Raw genomic sequence first — 18,373 nt, 5'->3', positions numbered from 1 at the left:
CGGCGGTCAGCAGTCAGGTGGTCGGCGGTCAGGTGGTCGGCGGTCAGCGGTCGTACGGGCCGGGGAGGGGGGCCGGAACGGCGGGCGGCGCGGGCGCCGGGATCCGGCCGATGACGCGCAGCACCTTGGCGGCCAGCAGGTCGGCGGCGCGCGCGTGGTCGCCCGGGTCGGCGGCCTGCGCCATCGCGGCGAGCCGGGCCGGGTCGGTGAGCAGCGGTTCCACCAGGGCGGCCAGCCGTTCGCCGGTGCACTCGTCATCCGGCAGCAGCAGGCCGGCGCCGGCGTCGGAGAGGACGCGCGCGTTGTGGGTCTGGTGGTCGTGCGGCGCGTGCGGGTAGGGCACCAGCACGGCGGGCATCCGGAGGCTGGAGAGTTCGGCGACGGTGGCCGCGCCGGCCCGGCACACCATGAGGTCGGCGGCCGCGTAGGCGAGGTCCATCCGGTCCAGGTAGGCGACGGCGTGCGCCACCGGGTTGCCGTCCAGCGCGGCCCGGACCTGCGCCAGCGCGGCCGGGCCGGTCTTGATCAGCAGCCGCCGGTCGGTGCGGTGGCGCCAGCGTCCGGCCAGTTCGACGGCGGCCGCGGTGAGGCGGGCGGCGCCGAGGCTGCCGCCGTTGAAGACCAGCAGCCGGACGCCCTCCGGGACGGCGAAGTGCCGACGGGCCTCGGCGCGCAGCGCCGCCCGGTCGAGCTGGGCGACGGCGCCGACCAGCGGCATCCCGACGGTCTGCGCCGAGCGGCCGGCGGGCAGGTGCTCGCGGGTGCGGTCGAAGGCGAGCGCGATGTGCGGGGTGAGCCGGGCGGCGAAGCGGTTGGCCCGCCCGGGCACCGCGTTCGACTCGTGCACCACGCTCGGCAGCCCGGCCATCCTGGCGCCGACGATCACCGGCGCGCTCGGGTAGCCGCCCATGCCGACCGCGACCTGCGCGCCCTGGGCCCGCAGGATCTCCCGGCAGTCCCGGCCGGAGCGCAGCAGCGCCGCGGGCAGCAGGTAGCGGCGCGCGCCGAGGGAGGCGTCGAAGGGGATCATGTCGACGGTGTGCAGCCGGTAGCCGGCCTGCGGGATGAGGGTGGTCTCCAGTCCGCGTTCGGTGCCGACGAAGGAGATCACGGCCCGCAGGTCGGCTCTGCGCAGCGCCTCGGCCAGCGCGAGGCCCGGGTAGATGTGTCCGCCGGTGCCGCCGGCGCCGATCACCACCGACAGGGGGCGGGCCGGATCGTGGTTGGCATGGTTGCCGTGTTCTGTCCGCATGCCGTCGAGCTTGCTGAGGCCGCCTAAGAGACTTCTCAGAGTCGTTCTGCGGGGCGAGGACGACGGACGTGCCCAGGCGCGACCGGCGGCACAGAGGTGGCAACGCCCGGCAGAGGGCCCCGTGGCCGCCGCGAGGACGAGCTAAGAGGCTTCTCAGATTCGTTCTGAGAGGGTTGTCCGCATGAGCAACGGGCAGAGAGTGCTGGTCGTCGACGACGATCCGGAGGTGCGGGCCGCCGTCGAGGACGGGCTGGCCGTCGAGGGCTACCAGGTGCGCGGCGCCGCCGACGGGCTGGCGGCGCTGAACGAGGTGTCCGGCTGGCAGCCCGACGCGATGGTCCTCGACCTGATGATGCCCGTCCTCGACGGGCTGGCCGTCTGCCGCCGGCTGCGGGCCCTGGGCGACCGGCTCCCGATCCTGGTGCTGACCGCGCGCGACTCGGTGAGCGACCGCGTCGACGGCCTCGACGCGGGAGCCGACGACTACCTGGTCAAGCCGTTCGCCCTGGACGAGCTGACCGCCCGGCTGCGCGCCCTGCTGCGGCGCAGCGCCCCGGCCGCCGAGGAGCCCGGCTACCGCTTCGCCGACCTGGAGGTCGACCCGGCCACCCGGACCGGGAGCAGGGCCGGACGGCCGGTGGAGTTCTCGCGCACCGAGTTCGCGCTGCTGGAGGTGCTGCTGCGCCACCCCGGCCAGGTGCTCCCGCGCGAGGTGATCATGGAGCGGGTGTGGGGCGCCGACTTCGGCCCCGACTCCAACTCCCTCGCCGTCTACGTCGGCTACCTGCGCCGCAAGCTGGAGGCCGGCGGCGAACCCCGGCTGGTGCACACGGTGCACGGGGTCGGCTACCGGCTGGACCGGGCTTGAGGGCGCACGCGCGCTGGCGGCGCCGGCGCCCGCTGCGCACCCGGCTGGCCCTCGCCTGCACGGCAGCGGTCGCCGTGGTGGCGCTCGGGATCAGCGCGGCCGCGTTCAGCATCGTCCGCTACGAGCTCAACCACCAGCTCGACCAGCACCTCACCCAGCAGGCCACCCTGGTGCAGCAGCAGCACCGCGACCAGGGGCCGCAGGTCGTCTACGGCGAGTGCAACTTCCTGGCCGCCCCGGCCTGCGCCCAGATCGTCTCCGCCGACCCCGGCAAGGCGCCGAACGAGCCGTACCTGCTGCCCGTCACTCCGACCACCCGCCAGGTCGCCGACCGGCAGCGGGCCGGCTACTTCACCGACCTCACCATCGGCGGCCACCCGGCCCGGATGCTCACCACCCCGATGATCGCGGCGCCGCCCGGTGCCCGGCAGGCCGTCCAGGTCGCGCTGCGCGCCGACAGCGTCCAGGAGGGAGTGCGGCAGGCCGGCGCGCTGATGGCGGCCGTCGCGGCGGCGGGCCTGCTGCTGGCCGCCGTACTCGGGCGCACCGTGGCCCGCACCGCCCTCGCCCCGGTCGCCCGGCTGACCCGCACCGCCGAACGGATCGCCGACACCCGGGACGCGGGGCTGCGGATCGAGCTGCCGCCCGGGCGCCGCGAGGACGAACTGACCAGGCTGGCGGGCAGCTTCAACACCATGCTGGGCGAACTGGAGCAGTCCGTGGCCGCCCAGCGCAGGCTCGTCGCCGACGCCTCGCACGAGCTGCGCACCCCGCTGACGGCGCTGCGCACCAACGCCGAACTGCTGGCCCGCGCCGACCGGTTGACCGAGGGACAGCGGGAGCGGGCGGCGTCCGCGCTGCACCGCCAGCTGCGCGAGGTGACCGGGATGGTGAACGACCTCATCGAGCTGGCCCGCGACGAGGAGCCGCAGCCGCTGCTCGAACAGGTCGCGGTCGGCCGGCTCGTCGGGCACTGCGTCGACACCGCGCGCGGCCACTGGCCGGCGATCGCCTTCGCCCTCGACGACGACGCGGAGGGTGCCGCGGGCCACGGCGCCGCCGAGCGCACCGTCCCCGGCGTGCCGGCCCGGCTGGCCCGGCTGGTCTCCAACCTCCTCGACAACGCGGCCAAGTTCAGCCCGCCGGGCGCCACGGTCGAGGTCCGGCTCACCGCCGGGCTGGAACTGACCGTCCGCGACCACGGCCCCGGCATCGCGCCCGAGGACCTGCCGTACGTCTTCGACCGCTTCTACCGGGCCTCCGCCGCCCGCGCCCTGCCCGGCTCCGGGCTCGGGCTCGCCATGGCGCGGCAGATCGCCCACGCGCACGGCGCCACCCTCACCGCCGAGGCCGCCCCCGGCGGCGGGGCGCTGTTCCGCCTGCGGCTGCCGGGCTGAGCGGGCCGCGACGGTTCGGCGGCGCGGCGGCCAGGCGGCCCGGAGGAGGAGCGGCGGCGCGGCCCCATCGGCGGCTGGTCCGCGCCGCCGGTCTTAGCGGACCTCCACCGTCACCGGATCCGAGGTCCTCTCGCGAACGGGGTGGCGATCGTCCAGGCCGGTCAGGCCGAACAGCACCGCGCGGTATTCCAGGACGCCGCCGTGTGCTGCCTTGACCTGCGCGGCGACCTCCGCTTCGGTGCCCGTCTCGACCACGGCGCCGCAGGTCATCCGCTCCCACGTCGACCCGCTGCCGCGGCCCTCCAGGCACACCTGCACGTAGGCGGCGCCGTCGTCGTCCCCGTGCCCCGTGACCGTGAAGGTCGTGCCGACCCGCGCCGTGTGCGGAGCCACGACCTCCACCTCGCCCTTGGCGAACGCGGGCCCGGCGGCCAGGGCCACCGAGGCCAGACCCAGCGCACCGATCACGGCGGCCCGGCCGCCCCACGCCTTCGTCCCGGTCCTCTTCGTCCTGCTCATGAACCAACCTCCTCTGGAACTCCCCCACATGGGGGGACCGCGCCTTGCGCAGGCGCCCGGGTGTGCCCACCGATTATCGGGGCCGGCCGCCGCCCCGGCCGGGTTGCGACGCGGCCCGGCATGGTCGGGACGGGACGGTGGACTGCGGGATCGTCGGGCGGGTCGCTTCGGGAGTGGGCGGCTGCCGGGCCGGCACCACGGAGGGGCTGACCGTGGCCCCGGTTCTGCCCTTTCGTCCCTCGTCCAATCGCTCCCGCCGCCCCTAGACTCGGCGGGCGGGGGCGGCTGGAAGGACGGGGAGGGCGTGCGCGAGACACGGAGAACCGCGGAGCGGCAGACGGCGGCGCCGGCCGCCGCCGAGCGCGGGGCGCGCCTCACGGGCCTGGCCGCGCTTCAGCGGCGGGTGGGGAACGCGGCGGTGACACGCCAGGTGCAGCGCCAGAAGGGCGGCCTGGACGAGCACTACGCCACGAGGCCCACCGAGCACCCCGAGTGGGGGCCGTACCAGGAGCTGACGAAGGCCGCGGGCATCCCCCAACCCCAGGCCGACGCCGCCTGGCAACTGCTGCTCGGCGGGGTCGACTCGCAGGGCACGCTGAACGACGAGGCCATGGCGAAGACGAGCGACCGCCAGGAGCAGCGCGAGCTCCGGGCGTCGAACTCCTGGTACCAGGAGTTCGTCAAGCTCGTGGCCGAGCACCTGGAGATCGAGACGCCCACCATGGCCCTGTGGGCGGGCGGCATCGAGACCAGTGACTACGCGTACCGGAAGGGCCACACGCCCCTGGGACGGACCCGGATCGGCAGTGTGCTCAACGTCCTGGAGCTGCACCCGGACTGGAAGCTGACGGGGCCGATGTGGAGCGTCCTGTCCAAGGCCTTCGTGTCCCGCGCGACCGGCCCCGTGCACATCTTCGTACGGGCCTACGCTCCGGAGAGCATCCTCATCAGGCTGGAGGTCCCGGAACTACGGCTGGTCCAGCGGCTGAACCCGGACGTGAAGCTGATCTGGCACCCCGTGTACACCGCTCCCGGCGGGCAGATGAGGGAGATCTCGAAGGACTGCCGACTCGTCGACAACGCGGAGTACGACGGGCGGGACAAGTGCGTGAGCGCCCTCATCCAGTACCTCAGGATGTTCCACGACGACGGCAACACCGAGGCCGCCCCCGCCCACAAGAGCATGGAGCGGCTGCTCGTCGCGAACGGCCACAAGGACGGCGTCTGAGACTGCCTCCCGGGCAGGCGGGCCCTGCCTGCCCGGGCGGTGCGGCTACCGGACGACCACGGTGTCGGGGACGCGGTTCGGCCCGCCGGGGGTGAGGGCACCCGCCGGGGCGAGGGCATGGCGTGGGCGCCCTGCGCGGGTGAGCCGTCAACTGTCCGGCGGACAGGGCCCATCGGTTTCTGGGACAGGATCGGGATACTTCCCGCACCTGCCTGTGAACGACCCCCGCCTACGGTGATCACACCCGGTGAACCTCACCGGTCGAACGACATCGGGAGACCTCATGCGCACGCGCCGCCTCGCCCTCACCGCCGCCGCCGTCGCGGCGCTCGCCGCCACCGCGACGGCCTGCGGGCCGGACAACAGCGACACGGGCTCCACCGCCGCCAGCCCCGCGGCCACCGCCGCCGCGCCCACCAGGGCCGCAACCGCATCCACCGGGGCCTCGCCGACGAAAGCCGCCGCCGCGCCCACGTCGCCCTCGACGCCGAAGTCGTCCTCCACGCCGAAGTCGCCCGACGCGGCCTCCTCCCCCGCCGCCGACAAGACCGGCTACGGCCAGGCCTGCGGCGCCAACGACCTGGTCCTCGGCGCGAAGGCCGAATCCCAGGCCGGCGGCTACCTCCTGATCACGGCCAAGGCCAAGCCGGGCATCACCTGCACGCTCCCCGGCACCCACCCCACCATCGCGTTCGGCTCGCGCGGCATCGAGGCCGCCAACGCCGAGCAGGCCACCGGCGAACCGATCACCCTGAGCGGCGCCAAGGTCGCGTACGCGGGCATCATGACGAAGACCACCAAGGACAACCAGGCGGTCCAGTTCACCGACGTCATCGTGGGCATCGGCAACGCCGACCCCAACCCGGCCAGCATCCCCGTCGGCGACACGCCGGTCGACAAGCCGATCGTCACCAACTGGCACACCGTCGCGAAGGACGCCGTCCCCGGCCTCTGACGGCGATTCACCGACGGGGCGCGGACCGGCCGTACGACGGCGACCGCCGTACGGGCCTGCGCTGGTTCAGCCCAGGAAGTCGACGCGGTCGATGAGGCCTTCGCGCACCCGGTAGGCCACCAGGACGCGGACCGGCTCGTCGGCCAGGCCGTGGGCGACTTCGTGGTCGACCACCCAGTCGCCTTCGCTGAGCCGCCCCACGATCTCCGCCCGGCAGCGGCCCTTGGCGAACTGTCCGGCGTACCTGTCGCGCAGAGCCTGCCGACCCTGAAGTCGGGTGCCGTCGGCCCGGTGGATCGTGACGTCCTCGGCATAGGTGGCGACGAAGGCGTCGATGTCGTGGCTGTTGTAGGCGGCGAGCTGCTGCTCGACCACCTCGCGCGGTTCGGTCATGTGATTGGTCGTCCCTTCCTCGGTGTACGAATTACGTATTACGGGTTCAGCCGGGCTCAGGCCGCGAGACGGCGGGTGGCGAGTTCGGCGTAGAGCGCGGCCCCGTCGGGGAGCACCGCGTCGTCGAACTCCGCGTAGGGCGAGTGGTTGACCGGCAGGTCGTCGGGGTCGGTCCCCTTCGGGGCGGCGCCGAGCCACACGAACGATCCCGGCACGGCGTCCAGGACCCGGGAGAAGTCCTCCGACCCGGTCATCGGGTTCGGCATCGACTGGAAGCGCTCCTCGCCGAAGACCTCCCGGACGGTGTCCGCCAGGAAGTCGGTCTCGGCCCCGTCGGTCACGGTCACCGGGTACTGGGGAAGGTACTCGACCTCGGCCCGCAGGCCGTGGGCGGCCGCGATGGCCCTGACCAGCTCCACCGTGGTGTCGGCGGCCTTGGACTGCGCCTCGGCGGAGAAGGTGCGCACGGTCGCCTCGAAGTAGGCGGTCTCGGGGATGATGTTGCGCTGGGTACCGGCCTGGATCAGCCCGACGGTGACCACCACCGGATCGAACACGTCGAAGCGGCGGGTCACCATGGTCTGCAGGGCGGTGACCATCTCGCAGGCCGCCGGGATGGGGTCCTTGGCCCGGTGCGGTACCGAGCCGTGGCCGCCCGCACCGTGGACGGTGACGTTCAGCGCAGTGGAAGCGGCCATGATCGGCCCGCGCCGGGAGCCGAACTCCCCGTGCCGCATGGCCGACGACACGTGCAGGGCGTAGGCGGCGACCGGGCGCCTGCCTGCCGCGTCGAGGACGCCCTCGGCCAGCATGGCTCCGGCTCCGTCCCACCCCTCCTCGCCCGGCTGGAACATGAAGACCACGTCGCCGTGGAGCTGTTCCCGCCGTGCGGCCAGCAGGTGTGCGGCACCCGCGAGCATGGTGGTGTGCAGATCGTGTCCGCAGGCGTGCATGGCCCCGTTGTCGGCGGCGAACGGCAGCGGGGCCTTCTCGGCGACCGGCAGGCCGTCCATGTCGCCGCGCAGCAGCACCGCCGGCCCCGGTCGGCCGCCGCGCAGCACCGCGGTGACCGAGCTCAGCGCGGAGCCCTGGCTCACCTCCAGCGGCAGTCCGTCCAGGGCCCGCAGCACCCGCTCCTGGGTGCGCGGCAGGGTCAGTCCCAGCTCCGGGAACCGGTGCAGGTCGTGGCGCAGCCGGACCAGGTCCGGGGCCAGAGCGAGAGCGTCGTCGTGCAGGGACACGGGCACCTCCGTCGATCCCGCGCGTGGCGGGAACTTGTGCAGAGCGATCTTGTTCCGTGATTCTGGATCTCTCGGCGGGATTTTCCCGCGATTTCGCAGGATCACGCCACCAGGAGGCCCTTCGATGAACGAATCCACCGGCAGCCGGCCGTGACCGGCGCCGAGGTGACGGTGGACGAGCTGGACCTCGCCCTGGTGAACGCGCTGCAACTGCGGCCCCGCGCACCCTGGTCCCTGCTCGGCCAGACGCTCGGGATCAGCCCGGTCACCGCCGCCCGCCGCTGGCACCGGCTCTCGCAGGCCGGGATCGCCTGGGTGACCGCCTACGGCCTGCCGCACCCCGAGGACCGCGGGTGCGTCGCCTACCTCGACCTCGACTGCGCTCCCGACCGGCTCCGGCAGATCGCCGACGAATTGGCCGAGGACCCGCACGTGATGAGCATCGAGCACCTCGCCCAGGGCTGCGACCTCGTCGTCACCGTGGCCTTCACCGACCTGGCGATGGTCTCCCGGTACACCGCCGAACGGCTCGGCCCACTCCCCGGGGTCAACGCCGTCCGCGTCCACCTGGCGACCGGCTTCTACGCCGAGGGGATCCGCTGGCGACTGGACTCGCTGGACCCCGCCCAGCGCGTGGAACTGCACGACGATCACCCGGCGGGCTACGGGACGCCGTCCGGCGCACGAGCTGAAGTCCGGCAAGAAGACCGGGAGTTGCTCATCAGACTGGGCGTCGACGGCCGCCTCGGCCAAGCCGAGCTGGCCGCCGCCACCGGGCTCAGCCCGTCCACGCTGCGCCGGCGCCTCGACCGGCTGGCCGCCTCCGACGCGATCCGCTTCCGCTGCGAGATCGCCGCCCGCGACGCCGGCCGGCCGGTCCTGGCGACCTTCCGGGCCAACCTCCCCCCGGACCGGCTCGACGAGGTCGGACCCCAGCTCGCCAGACTCCCCGAGGTCCGGCTGTGCGTGTCCGTCACCGGCCCTCACAACCTCCTGCTCTCCGTCTGGCAGCGCTCCCTCGCCGACGTCCAGCGGCTGGAAACCGCTCTCGCCCGCAGGTTCCCCGACCTGCGGGTGGCCGAGCGCCGCGTGTCGCTGCGCACCGTGAAGCGGATGGGCCGGATCCTCGACGCGGACGGACGCGCGGTCCGCGCCGTTCCGCTGGACATCTGGCGGGACCCGGTCCCGGTCTCCTGACGGCCGTTCAGCCGTTCAGCCGTTCAGTCGTTCGGACCGGTCGGCGCCGCAACGCGCCGTCGCCAGGAGCCGCCAGGAGCCGCGGGCCGCCTCGCGCAGGCCCGGCGGCCCGCCCGCGTGTTCCGGCCATTTCCGGGTGTAGGCGCCCGTACCGGTCGCCCTGGTGGGCAGGATGGCCGACGGCCCGCGCCACTGCCCGGCTCCGGGCCCCGCAGACCGATCGGAAGGCAGGGACCAACCATGCCCAGGAGCGCACGGCGACGCACGGCGGCGGCGACCGTCTGCGCCGCACTCATCGGCGCAGTCGGCCTCCTCGCACCATCCGCCCAGGCCCAGGCCCAGGCACGGACCCAGGCACCGGCCCCGGTACAGGCACCGGCGACCGCGTCGTCGACGGCGGACCGGCCCCGGGACACCACCACGCCCCCGGGCACCGAGGGGCAGTCCACCACGGTCACCCGTCCCGACGGCACCCAGGCACGGTTCGCGGTCTTCTCGACCGACTACGCCACCGGACAGACCATCTGGTACCAGACGCAGTCCGCCCCCGGCGGCCCGTTCGGCGCCTGGAGCCAGGTCAACGGCATGAACCTCAACTTCCAGAACCAGGTGCTCACCGCCGCCGCGGACGCCGACGGCGCCCTGGAGGTGTTCACCATCGGGTACCAGTCGTCGGTCCTGGTCCGGATGCACCAGGCCGGCCCGGACGGGCCGTGGTCGGCACCCGAGCCCTTCGGCCCCGCCGGGGCGGGCGTGCCGAGGTTCTTCGGGGCGCCGGTGGCCTTCCAGCGGGCGGACGGCACGCTGGCCTTCTTCGAGGTCTACCAGGGCTCAAGCAGCCCGCAGTTGTACGTCAACGAGCAGAGCGCCCCCGGTGTCTGGGGCTCCTGGACCGCCCTGGGATCCGGTCCGCTGCCGTCCGGGGTCGCCACCCCCTCCTCCGTCACCGAGTCGGCCGACGGGACGTTGACCGTGGTCGCGCACATGTGGAACGCCTCCTCGTGGTTCGCCCAGATCTCCGAGCAGGCCCCGGGCGGCGCCTGGGGCCCCTGGCGCGACTGCCGACCCGGCAACTGCACCACCGGCTGACCTCGCCGCCCACACCCCGGAAGCCCCGCGAGGCGGCCGAGAGGCCGAGCGCACCGCCTGGCGGCGCCACCCCGCCGACCTGCCCGGCGGCCTCGACCACCCCGGGCCCGAGCCGCCCGAGGCGCTGGCGCAGACTGGGAGGCGGACCACACCCGACCGACCGGAGGACGACACCCATGGCCGACCGGCCCCTGACGCTGATGGCAGTGCACGCCCACCCCGACGACGAGGCCACCTCGACCGGCGGCGTCCTCGCCCGCTACGCCGCCGAGGGCATCCGCACCGTCCTCGTCACCTGTACCGACGGCGCCTGCGGCGACGGCCCCGGCGGCGCCAAGCCGGGCGAGGAGGGCCACGACCCCGCCGCCGTCGCCGAACTGCGCCGCCAGGAACTCGAAGCCAGCTGCCGGGTCCTCGGGGTCGACCACCTCGAACTGCTCGGCTACGGCGACTCCGGGATGATGGGCTGGCCCGCCAACGACGCCCCGGGATCGTTCTGGAGCACCCCCGTCGCCGACGGCGCTGCCCGGCTCGCCGACCTGATGCTCCACTACCGGCCCGACGTCGTCGTGACCTACGACGAGAACGGCTTCTACGGCCACCCCGACCACATCCAGGCCAACCGCATCACCATGGCCGCCCTCACCCAGGCCGCCCTGACGCCCAAGGTGTACTGGACCACGGCGCCGCACTCGATGATGCAGCGCTTCGGCGAGCTCATGCGCGAGTTCGGCGCCGACGGGAACGACGGGGGCGACGGGGGCGACGGGGACAATCCGGAGCCCACCGGGGAGGCCGTGGAGCTGCCCCCGATCGGGCTGCCCGACGAGGAGATCACCACCTGGGTGGACGCCACCGCCTTCGGCGGGCAGAAGTACGACGCGCTGCTCGCGCACGCCAGCCAGGGCGAGAACATCTTCTTCCTGAAGATGGGCCGGGAGCGGTTCACCGAGCTGATGGGCGTGGAGACGTTCGTCCGGGTCCTCGACACCACCGGCGCGGCGCTGCCCGAGAAGGACCTGTTCACCGGCCTGCGCTGAGCCGCAGGCTGAGCCGCAGGGCAGGCCCGGGCCCCGGACGAAACGATGCAGGCCACGCCCGGAAGGGCGTGGCCGCTTCCACTCGGGGGCAGTCGGCAAGGGCCCAGACCTGGACCGGAGCCCTGGCTGCCGGTACCCGTGCCCGCGCCGGTGACCGAACCGGTGCGGGCCGTCGGATCAGCGGGTGGTGTAGCCGCCGTTGGCGAACACGGTCTGCCCGTTGATCCACCAGCCGTCGGTGAGCAGGAACTTCACGAGCGGGGCGATGTCCTCGATCCTGGTGAGCTCCCCGTTCATGGAGGACGACTTGTGGTAGGCGACGGAGTCGTCGGTCTCGGCCGGGTAGAAGAACGAGGTGTCCATCGGGCCGGGGGCGACGTTGTTGACGGAGATGTTGCGGCCGAACAGTTCCTTGGACAGGGCGCGGGTGAAGTGCTCGACGGGGGACTTGCTACCGGCGTAGACGGAGTACAGGCCGGTGTAGGCGGCCAGCAGCGAGGTCACGATCGTGACGATCTTCCCGCCGTCCTCCAGACGCTTGGCCGCCTCGCGCATCATGAAGTACGCCGCCTTGGTGTTGACGGCGAACATCCTGTCGAACTCTTCCTCCGTGGTCTCCGTCATGGGCTTCTTGATGACCATGCCGGCCGTGTTGACCATGCAATCGACCTTGCCGAAGGCACGCACCGCGGTGTCGAACAGCGTCTCCACCTCGGCGACCCCGCTCAGGTCGCCCTGATGGACGATGGCGTCGCCGCCGAGCTTCTTCACGTCGGCCGCCGTCTGCTCGGCTTTGTCGCGGGAGGAATCGCTGTTGTAGTGCACAACGATCCTGGCACCGTCCCGGGCGCACTCCTTGGCGATGAGGCTGCCGAGGTTCTTCGATGCGCCTGCGATGACGACGACCTTGTCCTTGAGCGTATGGCCGGGCATGGAACTCTCCTCATCGGGAGCCGGAGGAAGGGGAGGGAAGGGGGGAAGCCGGGCAGGCCCGCCGGCCCGGACGGGTGTGCCTGGCGTCTCGCCGCCACCACCACGCTCACGCTATGGCGGCGTGCCAGGGCCCGCATGTCGAGGTCCCGCGGCTTGCGCCCGTGGCGATCGGCACTCACCACCACGCACGGGGGAAAGGCCCACGGCTTGGTGCCGGCCCGCATCACGCCACGGGCGGGTGTCCCTGCCACGCCCAGGAACACCGGGGTGCCGCCCCGCCCACCCCCGCTCCCCCAGAGTTAGGAATCACGCCGGGCTGTCCACGAGCATCCGATTCGTCGCCCCCGGCCTCAGCGAAACCGGCGAAAGGCACGACATGACCAGCAGCGCTCCCGGCGGCACCCTCACCCTGGCCCCCGACCTCACCCTCAGCCGGATGGGCTACGGCGCCATGCAGTTGGCCGGCCCCGGCGTCCTCGGTCCCCCCAAGGACCGCGACCAGGCCTTGGCGGTCCTGCGCGAAGCCGTCGAGCTGGGCATCACCCACATCGACACCAGCGACTACTACGGGCCGTTCGTCGTCAACGCACTCATCAAGGAAGCCCTGCACCCCTACCCGGCCGGACTGCACATCGTCACCAAGGTCGGCGCCCGCCGCAACGAGACCGGCGACTGGATCCCCTCGCAGGAACCCGCGGACCTCAAGGCCCAGGTCCACGACAACCTCCGGCACCTCGGCCTGGAGGCCCTGGACGTCGTCAACCTGCGCCTGGACTCGGTGGAAAACATCTCCGACGCGCCCATCGCCGAGCGGTTCGGCGCCTTGGCCGACCTGCGCCGTCAGGGGCTGATCCGCCACCTGGGCATCAGCGGCGTCTCCGACGCCCAGCTCACCGAGGCGCAGGCCATCGCCCCGGTCGTCACCGTGCAGAACCTCTACAACCTGGCCAACCGGCAGGACGACACACTCGTGGACCGCTGCGCGGACCAGAACATCGCCTTCGCCTCGTTCTTCCCCTTGGGCGGCTTCAGCCCGCTCCAGTCCCAGGTGCTCAACGATGTCGCCGCCCGCCTCGACGCCTCCCCGCAACAGGTCGCACTGGCCTGGCTGTTGCAGCGCTCGGCCACCACCGTCCTGATCCCCGGCACCTCCTCCATCGCCCACCTGCGCGAGAACACCGCCGCGGCCGACCTGGTGCTGCCCGCCGACGCGGTCGCCGAACTCGACACCATCGGCTCGGCGAGAGCGCGGTAGTCCTCACCGTGGTCCTCAACCTCGACCATGGCCGGGCGCCCGTGTCCTGCGGCGGTTCCCTCACCGCCCGCCCGGATCCGGGTCCCGCCGCGGTTGCGCCCGTCCGGGTGGCCTTCCGCGCTTCCGGCTCCCCTCCGTTCGCATGCGGCGCTAGGTTGCTGGGCGACCCGCTGGCCCGCTTCCCGGAGGACACCGATGGCCATCTCCGCTCTGGACCACTCGACGACCCGCTATTCCCTCCCCCACGCCTACTGGATGGCGCAGGCCGCCGGACTGGCCGTGCTGGACCGGGCCGGCATCGAGGACAAGGCCCACGCCTGGGGCTTCGACGAGGTGCGGCACTTCGAGTCGACGCACCAGATGCCGTTCCTGATCGAGGACACCCAGGCCTACACGATGGCCAGCGACCGCATGATCGTCACCGGTTTCCGGGGCACCGAGGTCCTGAAGATCTACGACTGGCTCACCGACGTCAGCACCCCGCCCGTTCCCGGACCGGCGAACAAGGGCTTCGTCCACTACGGATTCCACCAGGCCCTGCGGTCCGTCTACCCCGAGATCCGCGACACCATCCAGGGACTGCGCACCAACGGGCAGAGCGTCTGGTTCACCGGCCACAGCCTCGGCGGCGCCCTCGCCATGCTGGCCGGCGCCTGCTGGTACTTCGAGGAGCCTCGCCAACTCCCCGACGGCGTCTACACCTTCGGCCAGCCCCGCACCTGTGAACGCCTTCTCGCCGCCGCCCACAACACGGCTTTCCGGGACCGCTGCTACCGCTTCGTCAACAACAACGACATCGTCCCCCAGCTCCCGCCCGAGCCGGCCTTCACCCACGTCAGCGCACTTCGCTACTTCGACGCCGACGGAGGGCTCCACGAGGCCATGCCGCTCATCGCCGGGTTGAAGGACCGGGCGAAGGGCTACCGCCAGGACATGTTCGCCCCCGAGACCGACGGCATCAAGGACCACCACCTGCGCAACTACCTCGCCGCGTTCGAGAAGAACCTCGCCACAACCGCCTGATCGCAGGACACCCCGGGGCTGGCCGGGTGGCCCCGGCGCGACCAGGTGGCTCAACAGCGGTCGCGCCGCTTCACCCTGCTGGGACGTCAAGGAGAAGTTCAACGGCTCCGCCGTACCGGTCGGTGCGGTGCTGACGTTGCCGGAGCTGGATTCCGTCTCCGACACTGCACACCCGGCGCACGCGGATACCGGGGTCACCGCCCGTGCTCCGTCTGGAGCAAGCGGCTGCTGACGGGATCTGCCCGACTCCCCCGCATGGCGGCGTCGATACGGCCGCCGCACCGGTGCCCCGCCACGCCTGTTGACGAGTCAGCCCGCTGTCGTTTTCGGATCAGTAGTCCAGGACGCGCTGGAGATAGGCGGTCCTGGCCGCGATGGCGAGTTGCGAGACGGCCGCCTGCGGCGCGGCGGTGGCGAAGGCGTGCCAGGCTCCCGGCCACACGTGCAATTCGACCGGGACTCCGGACCGGGACAGCCGCGCGGCGTAGTCGATGGTCTCGTCCCGGAAGGTGTCGACCTGGCCGGTGTCGATGTAGGTGGCGGGCAGCCCGCTCAGGTCTGCCGCGCGGGCCGGAGCCGCGTAGGGCGAGACCTCGGGCCCGCCCCTGGCCTGCCCGAGCAGGCAGGTCCATGCCGTCAGGTTGGCCCGGCTGTCCCAGAATCCCTCGCGGTCGAGTTCCTGGCTGGACGCTGTCTGACAGCGGTCGTCGAGCATCGGCGCCTGCAGCATCTGGTGGGCCAGGGCCGGGCCGCCGCGGTCCCGAGCCAGCAGCGCCGTCGCCGCTGCGAGCCCACCGCCCGCGCTCGTGCCCCAGATGATCAGCCGTTCGGGGTCGATGGACAACTCGTCGGCGTTGGCCGCGACCCACGCCAGCCCGGCATAGCAGTCCTCGACGGGTGCGGGATGGGGATGCTCGGGAGCCAGCCGGTACTCCACCGAGATTCCGACGATGCCGAGGACGTCCACCCACTCGGCGAGCACGTGGGAGAGCTCCCACTTGTTGCCGGAGATCATGCCGCCACCGTGGGTGTGGTAGACGCACGGGCGTGAGCCCGCGCCGCGGGTAGGACGCATGATGAGCAGCGAGATCTCCGGTGCCCCGGCGGGGCCGGGCACCGTGCGTTCCTCGATCTCGACGGCCCCGTCCCGGCGCAGCGCGGCCGCGTCGGCCCCGCCGGGCACCGTCGCGTTCATTTCCCGGTAAGCGGGGATATCGGCCGGCCCGAGCCAGCCGAGTTCCCGCACCTCTTGCGGATAGGTGGCCAGGATTGCGGCCAACTCGGGGTCGAACGGTGGTCGGGAGTACATGCTCGGGTCCTTCCTTCAGTGGTTCGCCGCCCCAGTGTCCTGGCCGGTCGCCGCCCGATCCACCGCCGGATGGCTCACGTCATCCGCCATGTGGCGGATATGGTCCAGTGGTGGAAGAACTGCTCCAACGGCTCTCGGCACTGGATCCCGCCGCCGGGGACGCGGTGCGCGCCATCGCCTACTTCGACACCCTCGTCGAGCAGCGGGCCGGCCTCGATGCCTTCGTCAGGGCCGGGGCCATCCTCTCGGGCTGCACGGCGGGGCTGGCCGATCCCGACCGTCACGTCCTGGTGCGCATCCATCCCGACGGCCACCGGCTGGAACCGGCCGCGGACGTTCCCTCCTGGCCCGGCACCGCACTACGCGGTACGACCGCAGGCCGGGTCTGGCTCGAACGCACCGGCATGTCGCTGCCCACCGACGCCATCGTTCTCGAACGCCTCGCGGCCGGGGCGGGCATCGTCCTGGACCGAACCCGCGGCCGGGCCGCCACACACGACCCGGCCAGCGTGGAAGTGCTGCTCTCACCGGAGGCCACACCCGCAGCCCGCGCGCAGGGCGTGCGCAGACTCGCCCTTCCCGCAGCGAGATTCAGGGTCGCGGCCCTGCTGGGAAACCCGGATGATCCAACGATCAACCGGTGGAGCACTCGCCTCGGACGCGTGACCGCCGCCATCGTCGTCGACACCACGACCGAGCCCACCGCGAGCCTTGGACCCGGCATCGGGACCGAGCACGGGCCAAGAGCCGGGCTGGGCCCCGCCGTGGAAGCCGGTGGGCTGCCGCGATCATGGCACGGAGCGCTGACGGCGCTGCGGCTGACAGCCGAGACCCACGGTCCGCGCCACCTCAACTACGACGCGCTGGGCGGCCTGGCCCTCGTGGCCGAGCATGTCTCCCCGCACAACGCGTTGATCGAGGATGTGCGCGCGCTGCGTGCGGCGGAAAGAGCCGGCACCGGCGCGCTGGAAACCCTGGCCGCCCTCGAAGCCCACGGCAGCCTGCGCCAGGCAGCCGCCGCGTTGCATCTGCACCACTCCACATTCCAGGCGCGCCTGCCCAAGCTGACCGCCGCCCTCGGCTTCGCCCCCGACACCCCGCAAGGACGCACACGCCTCCACCTCGCCCTGGCCCTCCACCGACTCAACCTCAACGGTCCCCTTCCCTAGCCCCCTTCCCTAGCCACCGAGCAGCAGTCGCAGTCCTCGGGGGGGCGGTCACGTCGAAGACCATGAGGGCGCTCTCCGCTAGATCTAGATAAGGAGTACATCGGCCATCTGGCCGACCTGGCCGGCCGGTTCGACCCGCACACCAGCGGCAGGCACTCGCCGCGTCGCTGCCCGCACTCCTCAGGACGGCCCGGCCCGCCACCCGACCGACCGACACGCCGACGGCACCATTTCCTCCTCCCCGGAAAGGAACCACGCCATGACCGCCCCGCACGCCTTCCCCCTGGAACCCGCCCCGATCCACGTGCCCGACGAGGTCCTCGACGACCTGCGCACCCGTCTCACACTGACCCGTGCCCCGCTGGACGAGGGGAACGAGGACTGGTCCTACGGCGTCCCGGACAGCTACCTCCGTGAGCTGGTCGCCTACTGGCGGGACGGCTACGACTGGCGCAAGGCCGAGGCCGCCGTCAACGCCCACGAGCACTACCGGGTGAGCGTCGGCGGTGTCCCGGTGCACTTCATGCGCAAGCCCGGCCGCGGCCCCCGCCCGATCCCGTTGATCCTCACCCACGGCTGGCCGTGGACGTTCTGGCACTGGTCGAAGGTGATCGGCCCGCTCGCCGACCCGGCCGCATACGGCGGCGACCCCGCCGACGCGTTCGACGTCATCGTGCCGTCCCTGCCCGGCTTCGGCTTCCCCGGCCCGCTCACCGGCTTTCCCGACGTCAACTTCTGGAAGGTCTCCGACCTCTGGCACACCCTGATGACCGAGACCCTGGGATACGAGAAGTACGCCGCCGGGGGCTGCGACATCGGCGGGATCGTCTCCAGCCAGCTCGGCCACAAGTACGCCGACGAGCTGTACGGCATCCACATCGGCTCCGGGCTGCCGCTCGACTTCTTCACCGGCCCCCGCGCCTGGGACTTCGCCCGGAACCGGCCCCTCACCGACGACCAGCCCGCCGACGTCCGCGCCCGCACCATCGAGCTGGACCACCGCTTGGCGTCCCACCTCGCCGTGCACACGCTCGACGGCGCCACCCTGGCCCACGGGCTGAGCGACTCCCCCGCCGGGCTGCTCGCCTGGCTGCTGGAGCGCTGGAACGCCTGGAGCGACAACGGCGGAGACGTCGAATCCGTCTTCACCAAGGACGACCTGCTCACCCACGCCACGATCTACTGGGTGAACAACTCCATCGCCACGTCGATGCGTTACTACGCCAATGCCAACCGCTACCCCTGGACCCCCGCCCACGACCGCACCCCGGTCGTCCAGGCCCCGGTCGGCCTCACTCTCGTCACGTACGAGAACCCACCCGGTATCCACACCGCCGACGAACGCGTCCGGGCGTTCAAGACCGGCCCGCAGGCCGGCTGGTTCAACCACGTCAACGTCAACGCCCACGACCGCGGCGGCCACTTCATCCCCTGGGAGAACCCCGACGCCTGGGTGGGCGACCTGCGCCTCACCTTCCACGACCGCAGGCCCTGAACAGCCCTGC

17 protein-coding genes are annotated in these 18,373 nt (G+C 72.6%); 11 read left to right on the top strand and 6 right to left on the bottom strand.

What is annotated here, in order from left to right; genetic code table 11:
- Positions 1-43 precede the first annotated feature (43 nt).
- The gene (locus tag ACIOGZ_RS35200) at positions 44-1,252 is read right to left on the bottom strand and encodes a UDP-N-acetylglucosamine--N-acetylmuramyl-(pentapeptide) pyrophosphoryl-undecaprenol N-acetylglucosamine transferase (protein ID WP_400988910.1); all 1,209 of its coding nucleotides are present in this window, start codon (positions 1,250-1,252) and stop codon (positions 44-46) included.
- A gap of 181 nt (positions 1,253-1,433) precedes the next feature.
- On the opposite strand from ACIOGZ_RS35200, the gene ACIOGZ_RS35195 reads away from it, so the two are divergent.
- On the top strand, positions 1,434-2,120 hold the full coding sequence (locus ACIOGZ_RS35195; RefSeq protein WP_063352055.1) for a response regulator transcription factor: 687 nt from the start codon (positions 1,434-1,436) through the stop codon (positions 2,118-2,120).
- Positions 2,117-3,517 carry a HAMP domain-containing sensor histidine kinase gene (locus ACIOGZ_RS35190; RefSeq protein WP_363581062.1) on the top strand — a complete coding sequence of 467 codons (1,401 nt, stop codon included), beginning with the start codon at positions 2,117-2,119 and terminating at the stop codon, positions 3,515-3,517. Before ACIOGZ_RS35195 ends, ACIOGZ_RS35190 begins: the two co-directional genes overlap by 4 nt.
- Before the next feature lie 93 nt (positions 3,518-3,610).
- Here ACIOGZ_RS35190 and ACIOGZ_RS35185 read toward each other — a convergent pair whose 3' ends face one another.
- A complete protein-coding gene (locus tag ACIOGZ_RS35185; RefSeq protein ID WP_363581061.1) occupies positions 3,611-4,036 on the bottom strand; it encodes a hypothetical protein in 426 nt (141 codons plus the stop codon).
- Positions 4,037-4,340: 304 nt separating this feature from the next.
- Between ACIOGZ_RS35185 and ACIOGZ_RS35180 the strand changes: the two genes are divergently transcribed.
- Positions 4,341-5,264: a hypothetical protein gene (locus ACIOGZ_RS35180; RefSeq protein WP_400809387.1), complete on the top strand. Its 924-nt coding sequence runs from the start codon at positions 4,341-4,343 to the stop codon at positions 5,262-5,264.
- Positions 5,265-5,547: 283 nt separating this feature from the next.
- Positions 5,548-6,219 (top strand): hypothetical protein, encoded by a 672-nt coding sequence (locus ACIOGZ_RS35175; protein WP_363630855.1) that lies wholly within the window; start codon positions 5,548-5,550, stop codon positions 6,217-6,219.
- 66 nt (positions 6,220-6,285) lie between these two features.
- Here the strand turns inward: ACIOGZ_RS35175 and ACIOGZ_RS35170 are convergent, their stop codons facing one another.
- Complete coding sequence (locus tag ACIOGZ_RS35170; protein WP_363622167.1) at positions 6,286-6,612, bottom strand: nuclear transport factor 2 family protein; 327 nt, start codon at positions 6,610-6,612, stop codon at positions 6,286-6,288.
- Positions 6,613-6,668: 56 nt separating this feature from the next.
- On the bottom strand, positions 6,669-7,853 hold the full coding sequence (locus ACIOGZ_RS35165; RefSeq protein WP_363581053.1) for a M20 family metallopeptidase: 1,185 nt from the start codon (positions 7,851-7,853) through the stop codon (positions 6,669-6,671).
- Positions 7,854-8,003: 150 nt separating this feature from the next.
- Between ACIOGZ_RS35165 and ACIOGZ_RS35160 the strand changes: the two genes are divergently transcribed.
- The 3 genes from ACIOGZ_RS35160 to ACIOGZ_RS35150 all read left to right on the top strand — a co-directional run bounded on the left by ACIOGZ_RS35160 (position 8,004) and on the right by ACIOGZ_RS35150 (position 11,179).
- Positions 8,004-9,050 carry an Lrp/AsnC family transcriptional regulator gene (locus ACIOGZ_RS35160; protein WP_363630853.1) on the top strand — a complete coding sequence of 349 codons (1,047 nt, stop codon included), beginning with the start codon at positions 8,004-8,006 and terminating at the stop codon, positions 9,048-9,050.
- A 240-nt stretch (positions 9,051-9,290) separates the two neighbouring features.
- On the top strand, positions 9,291-10,139 hold the full coding sequence (locus ACIOGZ_RS35155) for a hypothetical protein (protein WP_400988907.1): 849 nt from the start codon (positions 9,291-9,293) through the stop codon (positions 10,137-10,139).
- A 176-nt stretch (positions 10,140-10,315) separates the two neighbouring features.
- Positions 10,316-11,179 (top strand): PIG-L family deacetylase, encoded by an 864-nt coding sequence (locus ACIOGZ_RS35150; RefSeq protein ID WP_400988905.1) that lies wholly within the window; start codon positions 10,316-10,318, stop codon positions 11,177-11,179.
- A 177-nt stretch (positions 11,180-11,356) separates the two neighbouring features.
- On the opposite strand, the gene ACIOGZ_RS35145 is transcribed toward ACIOGZ_RS35150, so the two are convergent.
- Positions 11,357-12,112: an SDR family oxidoreductase gene (locus tag ACIOGZ_RS35145; RefSeq protein WP_363581045.1), complete on the bottom strand. Its 756-nt coding sequence runs from the start codon at positions 12,110-12,112 to the stop codon at positions 11,357-11,359.
- Positions 12,113-12,488: 376 nt separating this feature from the next.
- Between ACIOGZ_RS35145 and ACIOGZ_RS35140 the strand changes: the two genes are divergently transcribed.
- Positions 12,489-13,367, top strand: coding sequence for an oxidoreductase (locus ACIOGZ_RS35140; RefSeq protein ID WP_363630850.1), 879 nt, complete (start codon positions 12,489-12,491; stop codon positions 13,365-13,367).
- Positions 13,368-13,562: 195 nt separating this feature from the next.
- Positions 13,563-14,390, top strand: a complete 828-nt coding sequence (locus ACIOGZ_RS35135) for a lipase family protein (RefSeq protein WP_363581041.1) — start codon at positions 13,563-13,565, stop codon at positions 14,388-14,390.
- 331 nt (positions 14,391-14,721) lie between these two features.
- Here ACIOGZ_RS35135 and ACIOGZ_RS35130 read toward each other — a convergent pair whose 3' ends face one another.
- Positions 14,722-15,699 (bottom strand): alpha/beta hydrolase, encoded by a 978-nt coding sequence (locus ACIOGZ_RS35130; protein WP_363581039.1) that lies wholly within the window; start codon positions 15,697-15,699, stop codon positions 14,722-14,724.
- Positions 15,700-15,809: 110 nt separating this feature from the next.
- Here ACIOGZ_RS35130 and ACIOGZ_RS35125 point away from each other — a divergent pair, with 110 nt between their 5' ends.
- Both ACIOGZ_RS35125 and ACIOGZ_RS35120 read left to right on the top strand, forming a co-directional pair.
- Entirely contained in the window at positions 15,810-16,868 is a 1,059-nt protein-coding gene (locus ACIOGZ_RS35125) for a helix-turn-helix domain-containing protein (protein ID WP_400988902.1), read from the top strand.
- 259 nt (positions 16,869-17,127) lie between these two features.
- Entirely contained in the window at positions 17,128-18,363 is a 1,236-nt protein-coding gene (locus ACIOGZ_RS35120) for an epoxide hydrolase family protein (protein ID WP_400988900.1), read from the top strand.
- The last annotated feature ends 10 nt before the right edge of the window (positions 18,364-18,373 follow it).

The sequence above is a fragment of the Kitasatospora sp. NPDC088160 genome, from assembly GCF_044741445.1.
In the GTDB taxonomy this organism is placed as follows: domain Bacteria; phylum Actinomycetota; class Actinomycetes; order Streptomycetales; family Streptomycetaceae; genus Kitasatospora.
Note: the sequence above shows the minus strand (reverse complement) of the source record. Positions and strands in the feature narration are given on the sequence as shown.